Annotated in this window: 14 protein-coding genes; 7 read left to right on the forward strand and 7 right to left on the reverse strand. The window is 61.3% G+C overall.

The features are described from left to right. Positions 1-102: 102 nt before the first annotated feature. Entirely contained in the window at positions 103-1,140 is a 1,038-nt protein-coding gene (gene mreB, locus HX792_RS05300; protein WP_002555108.1) for a rod shape-determining protein MreB, read from the reverse strand. A gap of 210 nt (positions 1,141-1,350) precedes the next feature. Here mreB and gatC point away from each other — a divergent pair, with 210 nt between their 5' ends. From gatC to HX792_RS05330, 6 genes are all read left to right on the forward strand, one after another. Continuing rightward, positions 1,351-1,638 carry an Asp-tRNA(Asn)/Glu-tRNA(Gln) amidotransferase subunit GatC gene (gatC, locus tag HX792_RS05305; RefSeq protein ID WP_176995092.1) on the forward strand — a complete coding sequence of 96 codons (288 nt, stop codon included), beginning with the start codon at positions 1,351-1,353 and terminating at the stop codon, positions 1,636-1,638. 16 nt (positions 1,639-1,654) lie between these two features. After that, positions 1,655-3,106 carry an Asp-tRNA(Asn)/Glu-tRNA(Gln) amidotransferase subunit GatA gene (gene gatA / locus HX792_RS05310; protein ID WP_176995093.1) on the forward strand — a complete coding sequence of 484 codons (1,452 nt, stop codon included), beginning with the start codon at positions 1,655-1,657 and terminating at the stop codon, positions 3,104-3,106. A 10-nt stretch (positions 3,107-3,116) separates the two neighbouring features. Then, a complete protein-coding gene (gene gatB, locus HX792_RS05315) occupies positions 3,117-4,562 on the forward strand; it encodes an Asp-tRNA(Asn)/Glu-tRNA(Gln) amidotransferase subunit GatB (protein ID WP_176995094.1) in 1,446 nt (481 codons plus the stop codon). 155 nt (positions 4,563-4,717) lie between these two features. Beyond that, the gene (locus HX792_RS05320) at positions 4,718-5,089 is read left to right on the forward strand and encodes a septal ring lytic transglycosylase RlpA family protein (protein WP_176995095.1); all 372 of its coding nucleotides are present in this window, start codon (positions 4,718-4,720) and stop codon (positions 5,087-5,089) included. A 58-nt stretch (positions 5,090-5,147) separates the two neighbouring features. Further along, complete coding sequence (locus HX792_RS05325; RefSeq protein ID WP_176995255.1) at positions 5,148-6,194, forward strand: calcium/sodium antiporter; 1,047 nt, start codon at positions 5,148-5,150, stop codon at positions 6,192-6,194. After that, positions 6,191-6,574 (forward strand): carboxymuconolactone decarboxylase family protein, encoded by a 384-nt coding sequence (locus tag HX792_RS05330; RefSeq protein ID WP_053254400.1) that lies wholly within the window; start codon positions 6,191-6,193, stop codon positions 6,572-6,574. The genes HX792_RS05325 and HX792_RS05330 overlap by 4 nt, the downstream gene beginning before the upstream one ends. A 109-nt stretch (positions 6,575-6,683) precedes the next feature. Here the strand turns inward: HX792_RS05330 and HX792_RS05335 are convergent, their stop codons facing one another. From HX792_RS05335 to kdgD, 5 genes are all read right to left on the reverse strand, one after another. Next, positions 6,684-7,625 carry an AEC family transporter gene (locus HX792_RS05335; protein ID WP_176995096.1) on the reverse strand — a complete coding sequence of 314 codons (942 nt, stop codon included), beginning with the start codon at positions 7,623-7,625 and terminating at the stop codon, positions 6,684-6,686. A 230-nt stretch (positions 7,626-7,855) separates the two neighbouring features. Continuing rightward, positions 7,856-9,409 (reverse strand): galactarate dehydratase, encoded by a 1,554-nt coding sequence (garD, locus tag HX792_RS05340; protein ID WP_176995097.1) that lies wholly within the window; start codon positions 9,407-9,409, stop codon positions 7,856-7,858. A gap of 11 nt (positions 9,410-9,420) precedes the next feature. Further along, positions 9,421-10,785: an MFS transporter gene (locus HX792_RS05345; protein WP_176995098.1), complete on the reverse strand. Its 1,365-nt coding sequence runs from the start codon at positions 10,783-10,785 to the stop codon at positions 9,421-9,423. A 202-nt stretch (positions 10,786-10,987) separates the two neighbouring features. Beyond that, positions 10,988-12,433 carry an aldehyde dehydrogenase family protein gene (locus tag HX792_RS05350; protein WP_176995099.1) on the reverse strand — a complete coding sequence of 482 codons (1,446 nt, stop codon included), beginning with the start codon at positions 12,431-12,433 and terminating at the stop codon, positions 10,988-10,990. Between the two features lie 54 nt (positions 12,434-12,487). Then, positions 12,488-13,399 carry a 5-dehydro-4-deoxyglucarate dehydratase gene (gene kdgD, locus HX792_RS05355; RefSeq protein WP_017138261.1) on the reverse strand — a complete coding sequence of 304 codons (912 nt, stop codon included), beginning with the start codon at positions 13,397-13,399 and terminating at the stop codon, positions 12,488-12,490. A gap of 236 nt (positions 13,400-13,635) precedes the next feature. On the opposite strand from kdgD, the gene HX792_RS05360 reads away from it, so the two are divergent. Next, positions 13,636-14,793: a phospholipase gene (locus tag HX792_RS05360; protein ID WP_176995100.1), complete on the forward strand. Its 1,158-nt coding sequence runs from the start codon at positions 13,636-13,638 to the stop codon at positions 14,791-14,793. 132 nt (positions 14,794-14,925) lie between these two features. Here the strand turns inward: HX792_RS05360 and HX792_RS05365 are convergent, their stop codons facing one another. After that, positions 14,926-15,675 carry a FadR/GntR family transcriptional regulator gene (locus HX792_RS05365; protein ID WP_016976230.1) on the reverse strand — a complete coding sequence of 250 codons (750 nt, stop codon included), beginning with the start codon at positions 15,673-15,675 and terminating at the stop codon, positions 14,926-14,928. Between the last annotated feature and the right edge of the window lie 21 nt (positions 15,676-15,696).

Genomic DNA, 15,696 nt, shown 5'->3' on the forward strand with positions numbered 1-15,696 from the left:
CGGCATCTAACCGGCCTGGATGCAGATTGAAGAAGATAAACGCCAACAGGCAGCACTGCAAAGTGCTGCCTGCGGGCGAAACATGGGCTAACCAGCAACGACTTATTCGCTGGAGAGCAGGTCCATGGTGTGTTTATCCATCATTTCCAGTGCACGGCCGCCGCCACGAGCAACGCAGGTCAGCGGGTCTTCGGCGACGATCACCGGCAGGCCAGTTTCCTGGGCCAGCAGCTTGTCGAGGTCACGCAGCAAGGCGCCACCACCGGTCAACACCAGGCCACGCTCGGCGATATCGGAAGCCAGCTCCGGTGGCGATTGCTCCAGGGCGCTCTTCACTGCCTGAACGATAGTGGCCAGGGACTCTTGCAGAGCTTCCAGCACTTCGTTGGAGTTCAGGGTGAAGGCACGTGGAACGCCTTCGGCCAGGTTGCGACCGCGAACATCAACTTCGCGAACTTCGCCACCCGGGTAAGCGGTGCCGATTTCCTGCTTGATGCGCTCGGCGGTTGATTCGCCGATCAGGCTGCCGTAGTTACGACGCACATAAGTGATGATCGCTTCGTCGAAACGGTCGCCGCCCACACGCACGGATTCGGCATACACCACACCGTTCAGGGAGATCAGGGCGATTTCAGTGGTACCACCACCGATATCCACCACCATCGAACCGCGCGCTTCTTCAACCGGCAGGCCGGCACCGATCGCAGCCGCCATCGGCTCTTCGATCAGGAACACTTCACGGGCACCGGCCCCCAGGGCCGACTCACGGATGGCACGACGCTCAACCTGGGTGGACTTGCACGGAACGCAGATCAGCACACGAGGGCTGGGCTGCAGGAAACTGTTTTCGTGAACCTTGTTGATGAAGTACTGCAGCATCTTCTCGCAGACGCTGAAGTCGGCGATCACGCCGTCTTTCATCGGACGAATGGCGGCAATATTGCCCGGTGTACGGCCGAGCATGCGCTTGGCCTCGGTGCCGACGGCAACGACACTTTTCTGGTTACCGTGCGTCCGAATAGCCACAACCGATGGCTCATTCAGGACGATACCGCGCTCGCGCACGTAAATAAGGGTGTTGGCAGTGCCCAGGTCAATGGAAAGATCGCTGGAAAACATGCCACGCAGTTTCTTGAACATGGGAAAGGGACCCTAGGCAACGCGTGGGTAAAAAAGTGCGGCAAACTCTAACAACGACAGGGATTTTGGGCAAGGCGCCAATGTGCTAAATTGGCCGACTTTCTGTGCACCTAACCCCACAATCGCGGCCGTAAGACCGTAGAAATGCGGTAGTGTTCCGACAATCTAACACACGGACAGCCTCCGTTCTGTTTTCCACTGGAGATTCCCATGACGCTTGAACGCTCCGACGTGGAAAAAATCGCGCATCTGGCCTCGCTTGGCCTCAATGATGCCGATCTTCCACAGACCACCGCAGCCCTGAACAGCATTCTCGGGCTGGTCGACCTGATGCAGGCCGTAAATACCGACGGCATCGAGCCCCTGGCTCACCCGCTGGAAGCCAGCCAGCGCCTGCGCGCAGACGTGGTGACCGAGCCTAATAATCGCGAGGCCTACCAGTCCATCGCGCCAGCGGTCGAAAACGGCCTGTACCTGGTTCCGAAAGTCATCGACTAAAGGGAAAGAGCCTTTCATGCATCACATGACTCTGGCCGAGATCGCCCGCGGTCTCGCCGACAAAAAGTTTTCTTCCGAAGAGCTGACCAAGACCCTGCTGGCGCGCATCGCCGAGCACGATCCGAAGGTCAACAGCTTCATCAGCCTCACCGAAGAACTGGCCCTGAGCCAGGCCAAGGCTGCCGACGCACGTCGCGCCAACGGTGAAAACAGCCCGCTGCTGGGTGCGCCTATCGCCCACAAAGACCTGTTCTGCACCCAGGGCATTCGCACCAGCTGCGGCTCGAAGATGCTCGACAACTTCAAGGCGCCCTACGATGCCACTGTGGTGTCCAAGCTGGCGGCGGCCGGGGCCGTGACCCTGGGCAAGACCAACATGGACGAATTCGCCATGGGCTCGGCCAACGAGTCGAGCTACTACGGCGCAGTGAAAAACCCGTGGAACCTGGAGCACGTGCCCGGTGGTTCGTCGGGTGGTTCGGCTGCCGCCGTGGCTGCGCGCTTCCTGCCGGCCGCTACCGCCACCGACACCGGCGGCTCGATCCGCCAACCTGCCGCCTTCACCAACCTCACCGGTCTGAAGCCGACCTACGGTCGCGTTTCCCGCTGGGGCATGATCGCCTACGCGTCCAGCCTTGATCAGGGCGGCCCGTTGGCACGCACTGCCGAAGACTGCGCAATATTGTTACAAGGCATGGCCGGCTTCGATAAACAGGACTCCACCAGCATCGACGAGCCGGTGCCGGACTACAGCGCCAGCCTGAACACCTCGATCAAGGGCCTGCGCATCGGCGTGCCGAAGGAATACTTCAGCGCCGGTCTCGACCCACGCATCGCTGAATTGGTGCACAGCAGCGTCAAGGAGCTGGAGAAGCTCGGCGCCGTGATCAAGGAAATCAGCCTGCCGAACAACGGGCACGCGATTCCTGCGTACTACGTGATCGCCCCGGCTGAAGCATCCTCCAACCTGTCGCGCTTCGACGGTGTGCGTTTCGGCTACCGCTGCGAAAACCCGAAAGACCTCACCGACCTTTATAAGCGCTCCCGTGGCGAAGGTTTCGGTGCTGAAGTGCAGCGCCGCATCATGGTCGGTGCCTACGCCCTGTCGGCCGGCTACTACGACGCGTACTACCTCAAGGCGCAAAAAATCCGTCGCCTGGTCAAGAACGACTTCATGGCCGCCTTCGAAGAAGTCGACGTGATCCTCGGCCCAACCACGCCGAACCCGGCCTGGAAGCTCGGCGCCAAGAACGGCGACCCGGTCGCTGCCTACCTCGAAGACCTGTACACCATCACCGCCAACCTCGCGGGCCTGCCGGGCTTGTCCATGCCTGCCGGTTTCGTCGATGGCCTGCCGGTCGGCGTGCAATTGCTCGCCCCGTACTTCCAGGAAGGCCGCCTGCTCAATGTGGCGCACCAGTACCAGTTGCACACCGACTGGCACACCCGCACCCCTACCGGCTTCTGAGGAGAACACTATGCAATGGGAAGTTGTGATCGGGCTGGAGATTCATACCCAGCTCGCCACCCAATCGAAGATTTTCTCCGGTAGCGCCACCACGTTCGGCGCAGAGCCCAACACCCAGGCCAGCCTGGTCGACCTGGGCATGCCTGGCGTTCTGCCGGTGCTGAACCAGGAAGCGGTGCGCATGGCCGTGATGTTCGGCCTGGCGATTGACGCCGAGATCGGCCAGCACAACGTGTTCGCACGCAAGAACTACTTCTACCCGGACCTGCCCAAGGGCTACCAGATCAGCCAGATGGAACTGCCGATCGTCGGCAAGGGCCACCTGGACATCCCGCTGGAAGACGGCACCATCAAGCGCGTTGGCGTGACCCGTGCGCACCTGGAAGAAGATGCCGGCAAGAGCCTGCACGAAGAATTCCCGGGCGCCACCGGTATCGACCTGAACCGTGCTGGCACACCGCTGCTGGAGATCGTCTCCGAGCCGGACATGCGCAGCGCCAAGGAAGCCGTGGCCTACGTCAAGACCATCCACGCACTGGTGCGTTACCTGGGCATCTGCGACGGCAACATGGCCGAAGGCTCGCTGCGTTGCGACTGCAACGTGTCGGTACGGCCAAAGGGCCAGGTCGAGTTCGGCACTCGCTGCGAGATCAAGAACGTCAACTCGTTCCGCTTCATCGAGAAGGCGATCAACACCGAAGTGCGTCGCCAGATCGAGCTGATCGAAGACGGCGGCAAGGTCATCCAGCAGACCCGCCTGTACGACCCGAACAAAGACGAAACCCGCGCCATGCGCAGTAAAGAGGAAGCCAACGACTACCGTTACTTCCCCGACCCGGACCTGTTGCCGGTGGTGCTTGAGGATTCGTTCCTCAACGACATCCGCGCCACCCTGCCGGAACTGCCGCAGCAGAAACGCGAGCGCTTCCAGGAACAGTTCGGCCTGTCGGTCTACGATGCCAGCGTTTTGGCCTCCAGCCGTGAACAAGCCAACTACTTCGAAAAAGTCGTGAGCATTGCTGGCGACGCCAAGCTGGCGGCCAACTGGGTGATGGTTGAACTGGGCAGCCTGCTGAACAAGCAGGGCCTGGAAATCGACGAAGCCCCAGTCACCGCCGAGCAATTGGGCGGCATGCTGCTGCGCATCAAGGACAACACCATCTCCGGCAAGATCGCCAAGACCGTGTTCGAAGCGATGGCCGCAGGCGAAGGCAGTGCCGACGAGATCATCGAGAAGCGCGGCCTCAAGCAAGTCACCGACAGCGGCGCCATTTCGGCCGTGCTGGATGAAATGCTCGCGGCCAACGCCGAGCAGGTCGAGCAATACCGTGCGGCAGACGAAGCCAAGCGCGGCAAGATGTTCGGCTTCTTTGTGGGCCAGGCGATGAAAGCCTCCAAGGGCAAGGCCAACCCGCAACAGGTGAACGAATTGCTCAAAAGCAAGCTCGAAGGCTGACAGCGGTAAATGGTCCGGGCGGGATTTACCCCCTGTCCGAATACCCTGTGGGAGCTGGCTTGCCTGCGATTGCATCACCTCGGTGTGTTTGAAACACCGAGTCGTCTGCATCGCAGGCAAGCCAGCTCCCACATTTGTCATGGGGGCATCTTGCAATGAAGCGTCTACTTGGCCTCCTGGCCCTGTTCTCCCTGCTGGCCGGCTGCGCCAGCGGCGTCATCAACCCCAACGGCTACGACGAAACCGGCACCGCCTCCTATTACGGCGCCAAGCACCATGGCAACAAGACCGCCAGCGGTGAACCCTTCAACCAGAACGCCCTGACCGCCGCCCATCGGCAACTGCCCTTTGGCACCCAGGTCAAGGTCACTAATCTCGACAATGACAAATCCGTGGTTGTCCGCATCAACGATCGCGGCCCGCATACCCGTGGACGCTTGATCGATCTTTCACGCAAGGCGGCCGAGCAATTGGGCATGATCAGCAGCGGCACCGCGCGCGTGCGCGTGCAAGCCCTGGGCAATTGACGATGGAGGACCGGCCATTTTCGGATTAACCGCCCTCTCGCCCTGGAGCCTGCTGGAACTGGCCAGCGGCCTGGTGCTGCTGATCGTCGGCGCCGAAATCCTGGTGCGTGCCGCCGTGCGTCTGGCCGCCAGCCTCAAGGTGCGACCGCTGATCATCGGTTTGACCATCGTCGCCTTCGGCAGCAGCGCGCCACAGATGACCGTCAGCCTGCAAGCCACCCTGGCCGGCAACACCGACATCGCCGTGGGCAGCGTGATCGGCAGCAGCATCTTCAACATCCTGGTGACCCTGGGCCTGTCGGCGCTGATCATCCCATTGCGCGTTTCGCGCCAGTTGGTGCGCCTGGACATCCCGGTGATGATCTTCGCCGGCCTGCTGGTGTTCACCCTCGCCGCCAATGAAGAGCTGACGCCGGCCGATGGCCTGGTGCTGCTGGTCGCGCTGGTCGCTTACCTTGGCGTGCTGCATTACCAGACGCGCCATTCACGCCGCCCGCGCACACTGGACACCGTGGCCCGCGCGCCGTGGCTGAGCAGCGTGCTGCTGATGCTCAGCGGATTGTTGATCCTGGTACTGGCCGGGCACCTGCTGCTCGGCGCAGCGGTGGATGTAGCCGGCGACCTGGGCCTGTCGGAGCGCGTGATCGGCCTGACCCTGATCGGTGTCGGCACCTCACTGCCATGCCTGGCGACGTCGCTGATCGCCGCCCTGCGCAGTGAGCGTGAAATCGCCGTGGGCAACGTGATCGGCAGCAACCTGTTCAACTTGCTGGGCGTATTGGGGCTGACCGCACTGCTTGCGCCTTCACCGCTGTCGGTATCGCCCAATGCTCTGGATTTCGACCTGCCGGTAATGCTCGGTGTGGTCGTGCTCTGCCTGCCGGTGTTCTACAGCGGCTACCGCGTGACCCGCGCCGAAGGCCTGGTGCTGCTCGGGTTATACCTGGCGTATGGCCTGCATGTGATGGCGTTCACCACCGGCATGCCCCTGGCCACCAAGCTTGAACACCTGATGCTGTATTACGTCCTGCCAGTGCTGGTGGCTTTTCTGTTGTTCAGCACGCTGCGAGCCTGGCGCCGCCAACACAAGAGGGAATCGCAATGACCGATCAAAAGAAGCCCGGGGTTGAGATGCGTCGCCAGGTCATGGGCGATGTGTTCGTCGACCGTGCCCTGGGCAACGCCACCGAATTCACCCAGCCGCTGCAGGATTTCGTCAATGAGCACGCCTGGGGCAGTGTGTGGAACCGCGAAGGGTTGCCGCTGAAGACCCGCAGCCTGATCACCCTGGCCGCCCTCACCGCCCTCAAGTGCCCGCAGGAACTCAAGGGCCATGTGCGCGGGGCGCTGAACAATGGCTGCACGGTAGAAGAGATTCGTGAGGCGCTGCTGCATTGCGCGGTGTATGCCGGCGTGCCGGCGGCGATTGATGCGTTTCGGGCGGCGCAGGAAGTGATCGAGGCGTATCAGGCTGACCAGCAGTGACTGTCAGATAGCCATCGCAGGCAAGCCAGCTCCCACCTTTGAATGTGTTCACAAATCAAAATGTGGGAGCTGGCTTGCCTGCGATTGGCCCTCAAGGACGGCGCAAAATTCAGATCCACCCCCCCGCCTGCAACACAAAGATCCCGATATTCGTGGTCACTGCCGCCATCAAGGTGGTGATCACGATAATCGCCGCCGCCAGCTCATGATTGCCCTCCGCCGCCCGGGCCATCACGAAACTCGCCGCCGCAGTGGGCGCACCGAAGTACAGGAACAGAATCCCCAGCTCCGGCCCGCGAAAGCCCAACAGCCACGCGCCCAGCGTCGCAAACACGGGCAAACCGATCATCTTCACCAGGCTGGCACTCAGCGCCATGCTGCCGCTTTTGCGCAATGCGGCCAGTGACAAGGTGCCACCGATGCAGATCAGTGCCAGCGGCAAGGTCATGTCCGCCAGGTACTGGCCGGACGACTCCAGCCAACCGGGCAAACCGATCTGGAACACCGCAAAGGGCGTGGCGGCGAACACGCTGATGATCAACGGGTTAGCCACCACACTTTTGCAGATGCTCCACGGGTCGGACTTGATTACCGGGCTGTACACCGCCAGCACGATGGTCGACAGGGTGTTGTAGAACAGAATCACCAACGCGGCGAGGATCGCGCCAAGGGAGATGCCGTAGTCCCCGTACATGCTGGCCGCCAGCGCCAGGCCGATCACCCCGTTGTTGCCACGAAACGCGCCCTGGGCATAAATGCCGCGGTCTTCACGCGGGCAGCGAAAGATCGCCCAGCCCCAGGCCAGGGCGAAGCTCAACAGGGTGGCGACGGCGAAATAGATCAGCAGGCCCGGCTTGAGCGCCGAATGCAGGTCGGCATGCAGGATGCCCAGGAACAGCAACGCCGGCATGGTGACGTTGAACACCAGGGACGACGCCACGTGGATGAAGTTGTCGTTGATCCAGTTGACACGCTTGAGCAGCACGCCCAGGAACAGCATGGCAAACACCGGCGCGGTGATGGTGAGGGTGGTGAGGAAAATTGCCAGCATGCCGGGGAGAACCTTGGTGAGCGTCGTTAGGTGGCTAATGATAAGCCATGCTGACCTGTAGCGTCTGGTAAGACGCCTTCGCGGGCAAGCCCGCTCCCACATTATTGATGTGTGAATACCTTTAAATGTGGGAGCTGGCTTGCCTGCGATGGCGGTGTATCAGTAACAGAGTACCGACTGACACTCTGCTATCGCAGGCTAGCCAGCTCCCACAGGGTCCGTGCCAGCCATCAGGTAATGGGCGCAGGATTGAACAGGGTGATGTCGTTGTGCAGCTTGTGCTGCTCGGCCCACGTCTGCTTCTTGCCGCTGGCCACGTCCAGGTAGAAGTGGAACAACTCCCAACCCAGCTCCTCGATGCTCGCCCGCCCCGTGGCGATTCGTCCCGCGTCGATGTCGATCAGATCCGGCCAGCGCTGCGCCAATTCCGTGCGCGTCGACACCTTCACCACCGGCGCCATCGCCAGCCCGTAAGGCGTGCCGCGCCCGGTGGTGAACACGTGCAGGTTCATCCCGGCCGCCAGCTGCAAGGTGCCACACACAAAGTCGCTGGCCGGCGTCGCACAAAAGATCAGGCCCTTGCCCTTGAAACGCTCGCCCGGGCCTAGCACGCCATTGATCGCGCTGCTGCCGGACTTGACGATGGAGCCCAGGGACTTCTCGACAATGTTCGACAACCCGCCCTTCTTGTTGCCCGGCGTGGTATTGGCACTGCGGTCCGCCTCGCCCTTGGCCAGGTAGCGGTCGTACCAGTCCATTTCCCGGACCAATTCCTCGGCGATTGCCTTGGTCTCGGCACGCGAGGTCAGCAAGTAGATGGCATCACGTACTTCCGTGACTTCGGAAAACATCACCGTCGCCCCGGCCCGCAGCAGCAAGTCCGAGGCGTAGCCCAGCGCCGGGTTGGCGGTGATGCCGGAAAACGCATCGCTGCCACCGCATTGCATACCGAGGATCAACTCCGACGCCGGCACGGTTTCACGGCGGCGCTGGTCGAGTTTCTTCAAGCGGGTTTCAGCCAGTTCCATGATCTGCTCGATCATTTCGGTAAAGCCGTGGCTGGAATCCTGCAACCGATACAGCCACGGCTCGCTCAGGTCCACCGAACTGTCGTTGTCGTGCATCACCTGCCCGGCCTGCAGTTTCTCGCAGCCCAGGCTGATCACCAGCGCTTCGCCGCCCAGGTTCGGGTTGCGCGCCAGGTTGCGCACGGTACGGATCGGGATGTAGGCATCCGTCGCGGTGATCGCCACGCCGCAGCCGTAGCTGTGGGTCAGCGCCACCACGTCATCGACATGCGGGTACTTGGGCAGCAATTCGTCCTTGATGCGCTTGACCGCATGGTCCAGCACCCCGGTAACGCACTGCACCGTGGTGGTGATGCCGAGGATATTGCGCGTGCCCACGGTGCCGTCGGCGTTGCGGTAACCCTCGAAGGTAAACCCTTCCAGCGGCGCCTGGGTTTCCGGCACTTCGGTGGACAGCGGCAGGCTGTCCAGCGGTGGCGCGGTGGGCATGCGCAACTGGTCTTCCTGCACCCAGCTGCCGCGCGGGATCGGCGCCAGGGCGTAGCCGATGGTCTGGCCGTAGCGAATGATCTGCCCGCCTTCGGGGATATCTTCCAGGGTCACTTTATGGCTCTGGGGGATGAAGTCCACAGTGACCAGCCCGTCCGGGAACTCGGTGCCGGACGGTACGCCTTGGTCGTTCACTACGATCACCACGTTGTCGCGCGGGTGTAAACGAATCGAACGCGGTGAGTCGGCATGTTCAATCAACTGCATGACATCGCCCCTCAGGAGTGCGCTTCGGTAAGGTTAGTCAACTGAGGGCCCTTGGCTGGCGGCTCTTTGAGCACCACGCGCTTGATCGGGCCGACAATCACCAGGTAGCTGAACACCGCCAGCAACGCGTTGGCACCCACAAACACCAGGGCCCATTTGAAGGAGCCGGTGGTGCTGATGATGTAGCCGATCACGATAGGCGTACTGATAGAGGCCAGGTTGCCAAACATGTTGAACAGGCCGCCACTGAGACCGGCGATTTGTTTTGGCGAGGTGTCAGACACCACCGCCCAACCCAGTGCGCCCACGCCTTTACCGAAGAAGGCCAGTGCCATGAAGCCCACCACCATCCACTCGATATCCACGTAGTTGCACGCCACGATGCTGCTGGAAATCAGCAGGCCACCAATGATCGGCGCTTTGCGGGCGAACGTCAGGGAATGGCCCTTACGCAACAAGTAGTCGGAAATCACGCCGCCGAGCACGCCGCCGATAAAGCCGCAGATCGCCGGCAACGAGGCAATGAAACCGGCCTTGAGAATGGTCATGCCGCGCTCTTGCACCAAGTACACCGGGAACCACGTCAGGAAGAAGTAGGTAATGCCGTTGATGCAGTACTGGCCCAAATAGACACCGAGCATCATGCGGTTGGTCAGCAACTGGCGGATGTAATCCCACTTCGGGCCGTCAGTTTTCTTACCCTTGCCCTTGTCCTGGTCCATATCAACCATCGCGCCATTGGCGGCGATATGGTTGAACTCCGCTTCGTTGATCATCGGATGCTGGCGCGGGCCGTGGATCAGTTTCAGCCAGATCAGCGAGAACAGGATGCCGATGCCGCCCATCACGATAAACACGTGCTGCCAGCCGAAGGTGTAGACGATCCAGCCCATCAGGGGGGCGAACAACACGGTGGCGAAGTACTGCGCCGAGTTGAAGATCGCCGAGGCAGTGCCGCGTTCAGCCGTAGGAAACCACGCCGCTACGATACGGGCATTTCCCGGAAAGGAAGGCGCCTCGGCCAGGCCCACCAGAAAGCGCAGCATGAACAGCGCGACGATCGCAGTGGAGACCCCGAACTCGCCCACATAGCCTTGCAGCACGGTGAACAGCGACCAGGTGAAGATGCTCAAGGCATAGATTTTTTTCGAGCCGAAACGGTCCAGCAGCCAGCCACCGGGGATTTGCCCGGCCACGTAGGCCCAACCGAATGCAGAGAAGATATAACCGAGGGTGACCGCGTCGATACCGAGGTCTTTTTGCAGGCTGGAGCCGGCAATGGCGATAGTGGCCCGGTCGGCGTAGTTGATCGTGGTCACCAGGAACAGCATGAGCAGGATCAAATAGCGGACATGGGTCGGCTTGGTCGCTTGCATGAAGGTGTACTCCCACTAATTATTTTTTTTGCGGGTAATGGTTTTCTGTTTTCAGCATGGGAACCGCTTTATGGGGGAGCCGGGCTTGCCCGCGATGCAGGCACCTCGGTGTGTCTGTGACACCGCGGTGATGCTATCGCAGGCAAGCCAGCTCCCACACAAGCCAGCTCCCAGAGGAACCGGTTCCTACAGGTACTGCGTATTACGAACCGATGTAGCTGGTCTTCACCACGGTGTAGAACTCTTGCGCATAGCGACCTTGCTCACGCGAACCATAGGATGAGCCTTTACGGCCACCGAACGGAACGTGGTAGTCCACGCCGGCGGTCGGCAGGTTGACCATCACCATCCCGGCCTGGGAGTGGCGCTTGAAGTGGTTGGCGTACTTGAGCGAGGTGGTGGCGATGCCCGCCGACAAACCGAACTCGGTGTCATTGGCCATGGCCAGCGCCGCCTCGTAGTCCGCCACACGCACCACGTTGGCCACCGGGCCGAAGATCTCTTCACGGCTGATGCGCATGGCGGCTTCGCTGTCGGCAAACAGCGTCGGCGCCAGGAAGTAGCCTTCGGTATCACAGGTCACCAGGCCACCACCGCTGACCAGCCGCGCGCCTTCGCTTTGGCCGATGTCGATGTATTTCAGGTCCTGGTCCAACTGCGCCTGGGAGACCACCGGGCCGATGTCGGTGCCGGTTTTCAGCGCGTGGCCGACCTTGATCGACTTCATGCGCTCGGCCATGGCCGCGACGAATTGGTCATGGATACCTGCCGTTACGATCAAGCGGCTGGACGCGGTGCAACGCTGGCCGGTGGAGTAGAACGCGCTCTGTACCGACAGCTCGACGGCCTGCTTGAGGTCGGCGTCGTCGAGGATGATCTGCGGGTTCTTGCCGCCCATTTCCAACTGCACTTTGGCCTGGCGCGACACACAGCTGACAGCGATCTGACGACCCACACCCACGGAGCCGGTAAAGCTGATGCCGTCGACTTTCGGACTGTTGACCAGCACATCGCCAACCACGCGGCCGCTGCCCATCACCAGGTTGAACACACCGGCCGGGAAGCCGGCGCGGGAGATAATTTCCGCCAGAGCCCAGGCGCAGCCCGGTACCAGTTCGGCCGGCTTGATCACCACGCAGTTGCCGTAGGCCAGGGCCGGGGCTATTTTCCACGCGGGAATGGCAATCGGGAAGTTCCACGGGGTGATCAGGCCGACCACACCCAGGGCTTCACGGGTGACTTCGACGTTGACGCCCGGGCGTACCGACGGCACGTAATCACCGGACAAGCGCAGGCATTCACCGGCAAAGAATTTGAAGATATTGCCAGCACGGGTCACTTCACCAATGGCTTCGGGCAGGGTCTTGCCCTCTTCCCGGGCCAGCAGAGTACCGAGTTCTTCGCGGCGGGCGAGGATTTCGCTGCCGACTTTGTCCAGGGCGTCGTGGCGCGCCTGGATACCGGAAGCCGACCAAGCGGGGAAGGCAGCGCGGGCCGCGTCGATGGCAGCGTTGACCTGGGCTACGTCCGCCTTGGCGTATTCACCAATCGAATCGGAAAGCTCCGACGGGTTGATGTTGACGCAGTAGTCGGCACCGGCCACCCACTCGCCGTTGATGTAGTTATCAAAACGTTTGGCTTGGGACACAAATCTTCTCCTGACGCAAAAGGCCGCTGATCGCTCAGCGGCCTTGTTGATGAGTTACTGCGGACCTTGCTTGTCGATCAGCGCGGCCAGGGCTTCGTATTCTTCCGGCAACAGGTCGGTCAGCGGAGTGCGCACCGGGCCTGCGTCGTAGCCGGCGATCTTGGCGCCAGCCTTGACGATGCTCACCGCGTAGCCAGCCTTGCGATTACGGATGTCGAGGTAAGGCAGGAAGAAGTTGTCGATGATCTTAGCGACGGTGGCGTGATCGTCCTGGGCAATCGCGTGGTAGAAGTCCATCGCGGTTTTCGGGATGAAGTTGAACACGGCCGAGGAGTACACCGGCACGCCCAGGGCCTTGTAGGCAGCGGCGTAAACCTCTGCAGTCGGCAGGCCGCCGAGGTAGCTGAAACGGTCGCCCAGACGACGGCGGATCGACACCATCAACTCGATGTCACCCAGGCCATCCTTGTAGCCGATCAGGTTCGGGCAGCGCTCGGCCAGGCGTTCCAGCAGCGGCGCGGTCAGGCGGCAGACGTTGCGGTTGTACACCACCACACCGATTTTTACCGACTTGCACACGGCTTCAACGTGGGCGGCAACACCGTCCTGGCTGGCTTCGGTGAGGTAGTGCGGCAGCAGCAACAGGCCTTTGGCACCCAGGCGCTCGGCCTCTTGGGCGTACTCGATGGCCTGGCGGGTCGAACCACCCACGCCGGCGAGGATCGGCACGCTGGTAGCGCAGGTATCAACCGCGGTTTTCACTACTTGGGAATATTCGCTGGCGGCGAGGGAGAAAAACTCACCGGTGCCGCCGGCCGCGAACAAGGCGGTGGCGCCGTAAGGGGCCAGCCATTCCAGGCGCTTGATGTAGCCCGCCTGGTGGAAGTCACCCTGGGCGTTGAAATCGGTCACCGGGAAAGACAGCAGACCGTGGGAGAGGATGGACTTCAGTTCTTGTGGATTCATTATTCGAACACCCTGGGCGAAGACTTTCTGTCGAAAGGTTGTTGTTGGTTTTGATGATGTCGTACGTCATCGTACAACTATAAAAAGATTCGTCAACTGCAATTCATCCGACTTCATCCTGAGAGATGTGTTGAGGCTCGAGTTCTTGACGTAGGAAGTTTTTCCTCTATGCTCGATTTAACTGTATATGCATACAGTTATTACGGAAGATTCCTACGACATAGCAAGGAGCTAACATGTCAGGTCTTGAACTTGCAGCACTTGAAAAAAACCCGCCAACCCTGCGCTTCGAAGGTGGTGAGCACACCGCCATCGGCGACGACACGCTGCTGCGTTTCGTCAAGGACGCACCGGCCATCCCGGCACGCCAAGTCGAACTGCACCTGCCCAACGGGCTGGCGCTCACCTACGGCCAAGTGATCGCCTTGGGCGGCGACTTCTATGGCATTCCTGGCCAACCCATCAGCGATGGCGCCTCCCCGACTGATCGCGTGCAACGCTTTACCGCCGCGTTCAACTCGTTGGCCGTGCTGCCCGCTTCGCGAGAAGAAGCGCGCAAGATTCTCGCGGTCATGCAAAAGGAGATCAACGCGGTCAACCAGGCGATCAAGGACGGCAAGCAAGCCCATGAAGCCTATGATGCCCTGGGAGATACGTTGTCTGAGGAATGGAACCGCATCACCGGAGGTGGCAGCGCGGTGTCTGCGCTTATACCGTTGGGTCGTTACTTGAAGCTGGCGGCGGATAACGCCGACCACTTTGGTGAGTGGGCACTGTCGGCGTACCTGGCCGGCCATACCGCGGCGTTGCAACAGGCGGTGGTCGCCCATCAGACCGGCACCGACCAAGCTTTAGAATTGGCGTATGCCATGAACAGTTTTGCGGATCACTTCCTGACCGACCTGTTTTCTGCCGGCCATTTGCGCGTGCCACGCAAACAACTGGCGGCAGTGGTGACACCGGGTGAGCTGGGTTCGCTGATCAGCCGTTTCATGCACGACGAAGACAGCAAGTTCGGGCTCAAGGTGCGCAACGCCATGGGCGATCAATGGCATGCCTACGGCGACAAACGCTACTTCGACGCGATTGATGCGGACAACCGGGTGCAGGTCAAACGTGCGGTGCAGGCGTCGGCCGATGAGATTTTCGACACGTTCATCAGTGGGGTTGCGCCCTCCCCGGCCAACTTCAAGGCACCGCTGTATGTGCCGGACCTGAATGCCGCGCAGAACCCGGCGAACAACTTCTCGCCACTGTTCAAGGTGGAGGGAGACAAGGTGCTGCGCCGCAAGGACGTGAATGACCTGAACGACAAGCACTGGACCAATGATTGGTGGGGGTGGAGCACTTACCTGCTGCTCAAGGACTACAAGCCCAACCAACCGGCCAACTGACGCGAACCCACTGTAGGAGCCGGCTTGCCGGCGATACAAGCACCTCGGTCTATCAGACACACCGAAGCGATGCCATCGCGGGCAAGCCCGGCTCCCACACGAACCAGGCCCAGCATCAGGCCGGTGTAGCCTTCAACCGCGCTGCGCTTCTGCCTCTTCGTGGGCATGGCGCAGCCGCTCCCGGCTATTGGTCAAATGCAAACGCATGGCCGCTCGTGCCGCGTCCGAATCCTGGCGGGCAATCGCCTCATAGATCTCTTCGTGCTCGCGGCTCAGGCGGCCCATGTAGTGCTGCTGGTCATCATGGGCCAGGCGTGCCGAGTTCAAACGCGTACGCGGGATGATGCTGGTACCCAGGTGGGTCATGATGTCGGTGAAGTAACGGTTGCCGGTGGACAGCGCAATTTCCAGGTGGAACGCAAAGTCGGAGGCCACCGCATCGCCGGCGTGTGCCGCGCTTTCATTCAATGCATCGAGCGCCGCACGCATCGCAGCCAGTTGCTCATCACTGCGACGTAACGCAGCCAGACCTGCAGACTCCACTTCCAGGCTGATCCGCAGCTCCAGGATCGCCAACACATCACGCAGTGTCACCACCGTGGCCGGGTCGATCCGGAAGCCGCTCGGGCTGGGCGTATCCAACACAAACGTGCCGATACCGTGACGGGTTTCCACCTGCCCTGCGGCCTGCAAGCGCGAGATCGCTTCACGGACCACCGTGCGACTGACGCCATGGGCGTCCATGATCGCTGACTCGGTGGGCAGCTTGTCGCCGCGCTTGAGTTGGCCGTCGCGGATCTGCTCGGACAACACCGTGACCAATTCCTGGGCAAGGCTGCGGCGCTTGCGGGGAAGACGAGGGGCGGTGTTGGCGTTTTCCATGATGAATCATCTTTCTCGGTG

This window comes from Pseudomonas sp. B6002 (assembly GCF_013385985.1).
Taxonomy (GTDB): Bacteria; Pseudomonadota; Gammaproteobacteria; order Pseudomonadales; family Pseudomonadaceae; genus Aquipseudomonas.

Excerpts from the sequence above, each read along its gene's own strand:
- garD (WP_176995097.1), bottom strand. The coding sequence starts at position 9,409 with ATGCAGTTGATTGAACATGCCGACTCACCGCGTTCGATTCGTTTACAC.
- gatA (WP_176995093.1), top strand. The coding sequence starts at position 1,655 with ATGCATCACATGACTCTGGCCGAGATCGCCCGCGGTCTCGCCGACAAA.
- HX792_RS05320 (WP_176995095.1), top strand. The coding sequence starts at position 4,718 with ATGAAGCGTCTACTTGGCCTCCTGGCCCTGTTCTCCCTGCTGGCCGGC.
- HX792_RS05345 (WP_176995098.1), bottom strand. The coding sequence starts at position 10,785 with ATGCAAGCGACCAAGCCGACCCATGTCCGCTATTTGATCCTGCTCATG.
- mreB (WP_002555108.1), bottom strand. The coding sequence starts at position 1,140 with ATGTTCAAGAAACTGCGTGGCATGTTTTCCAGCGATCTTTCCATTGAC.
- HX792_RS05335 (WP_176995096.1), bottom strand. The coding sequence starts at position 7,625 with ATGCTGGCAATTTTCCTCACCACCCTCACCATCACCGCGCCGGTGTTT.
- HX792_RS05360 (WP_176995100.1), top strand. The coding sequence starts at position 13,636 with ATGTCAGGTCTTGAACTTGCAGCACTTGAAAAAAACCCGCCAACCCTG.
- gatB (WP_176995094.1), top strand. The coding sequence starts at position 3,117 with ATGCAATGGGAAGTTGTGATCGGGCTGGAGATTCATACCCAGCTCGCC.
- HX792_RS05330 (WP_053254400.1), top strand. The coding sequence starts at position 6,191 with ATGACCGATCAAAAGAAGCCCGGGGTTGAGATGCGTCGCCAGGTCATG.
- HX792_RS05365 (WP_016976230.1), bottom strand. The coding sequence starts at position 15,675 with ATGGAAAACGCCAACACCGCCCCTCGTCTTCCCCGCAAGCGCCGCAGC.
- gatC (WP_176995092.1), top strand. The coding sequence starts at position 1,351 with ATGACGCTTGAACGCTCCGACGTGGAAAAAATCGCGCATCTGGCCTCG.
- kdgD (WP_017138261.1), bottom strand. The coding sequence starts at position 13,399 with ATGAATCCACAAGAACTGAAGTCCATCCTCTCCCACGGTCTGCTGTCT.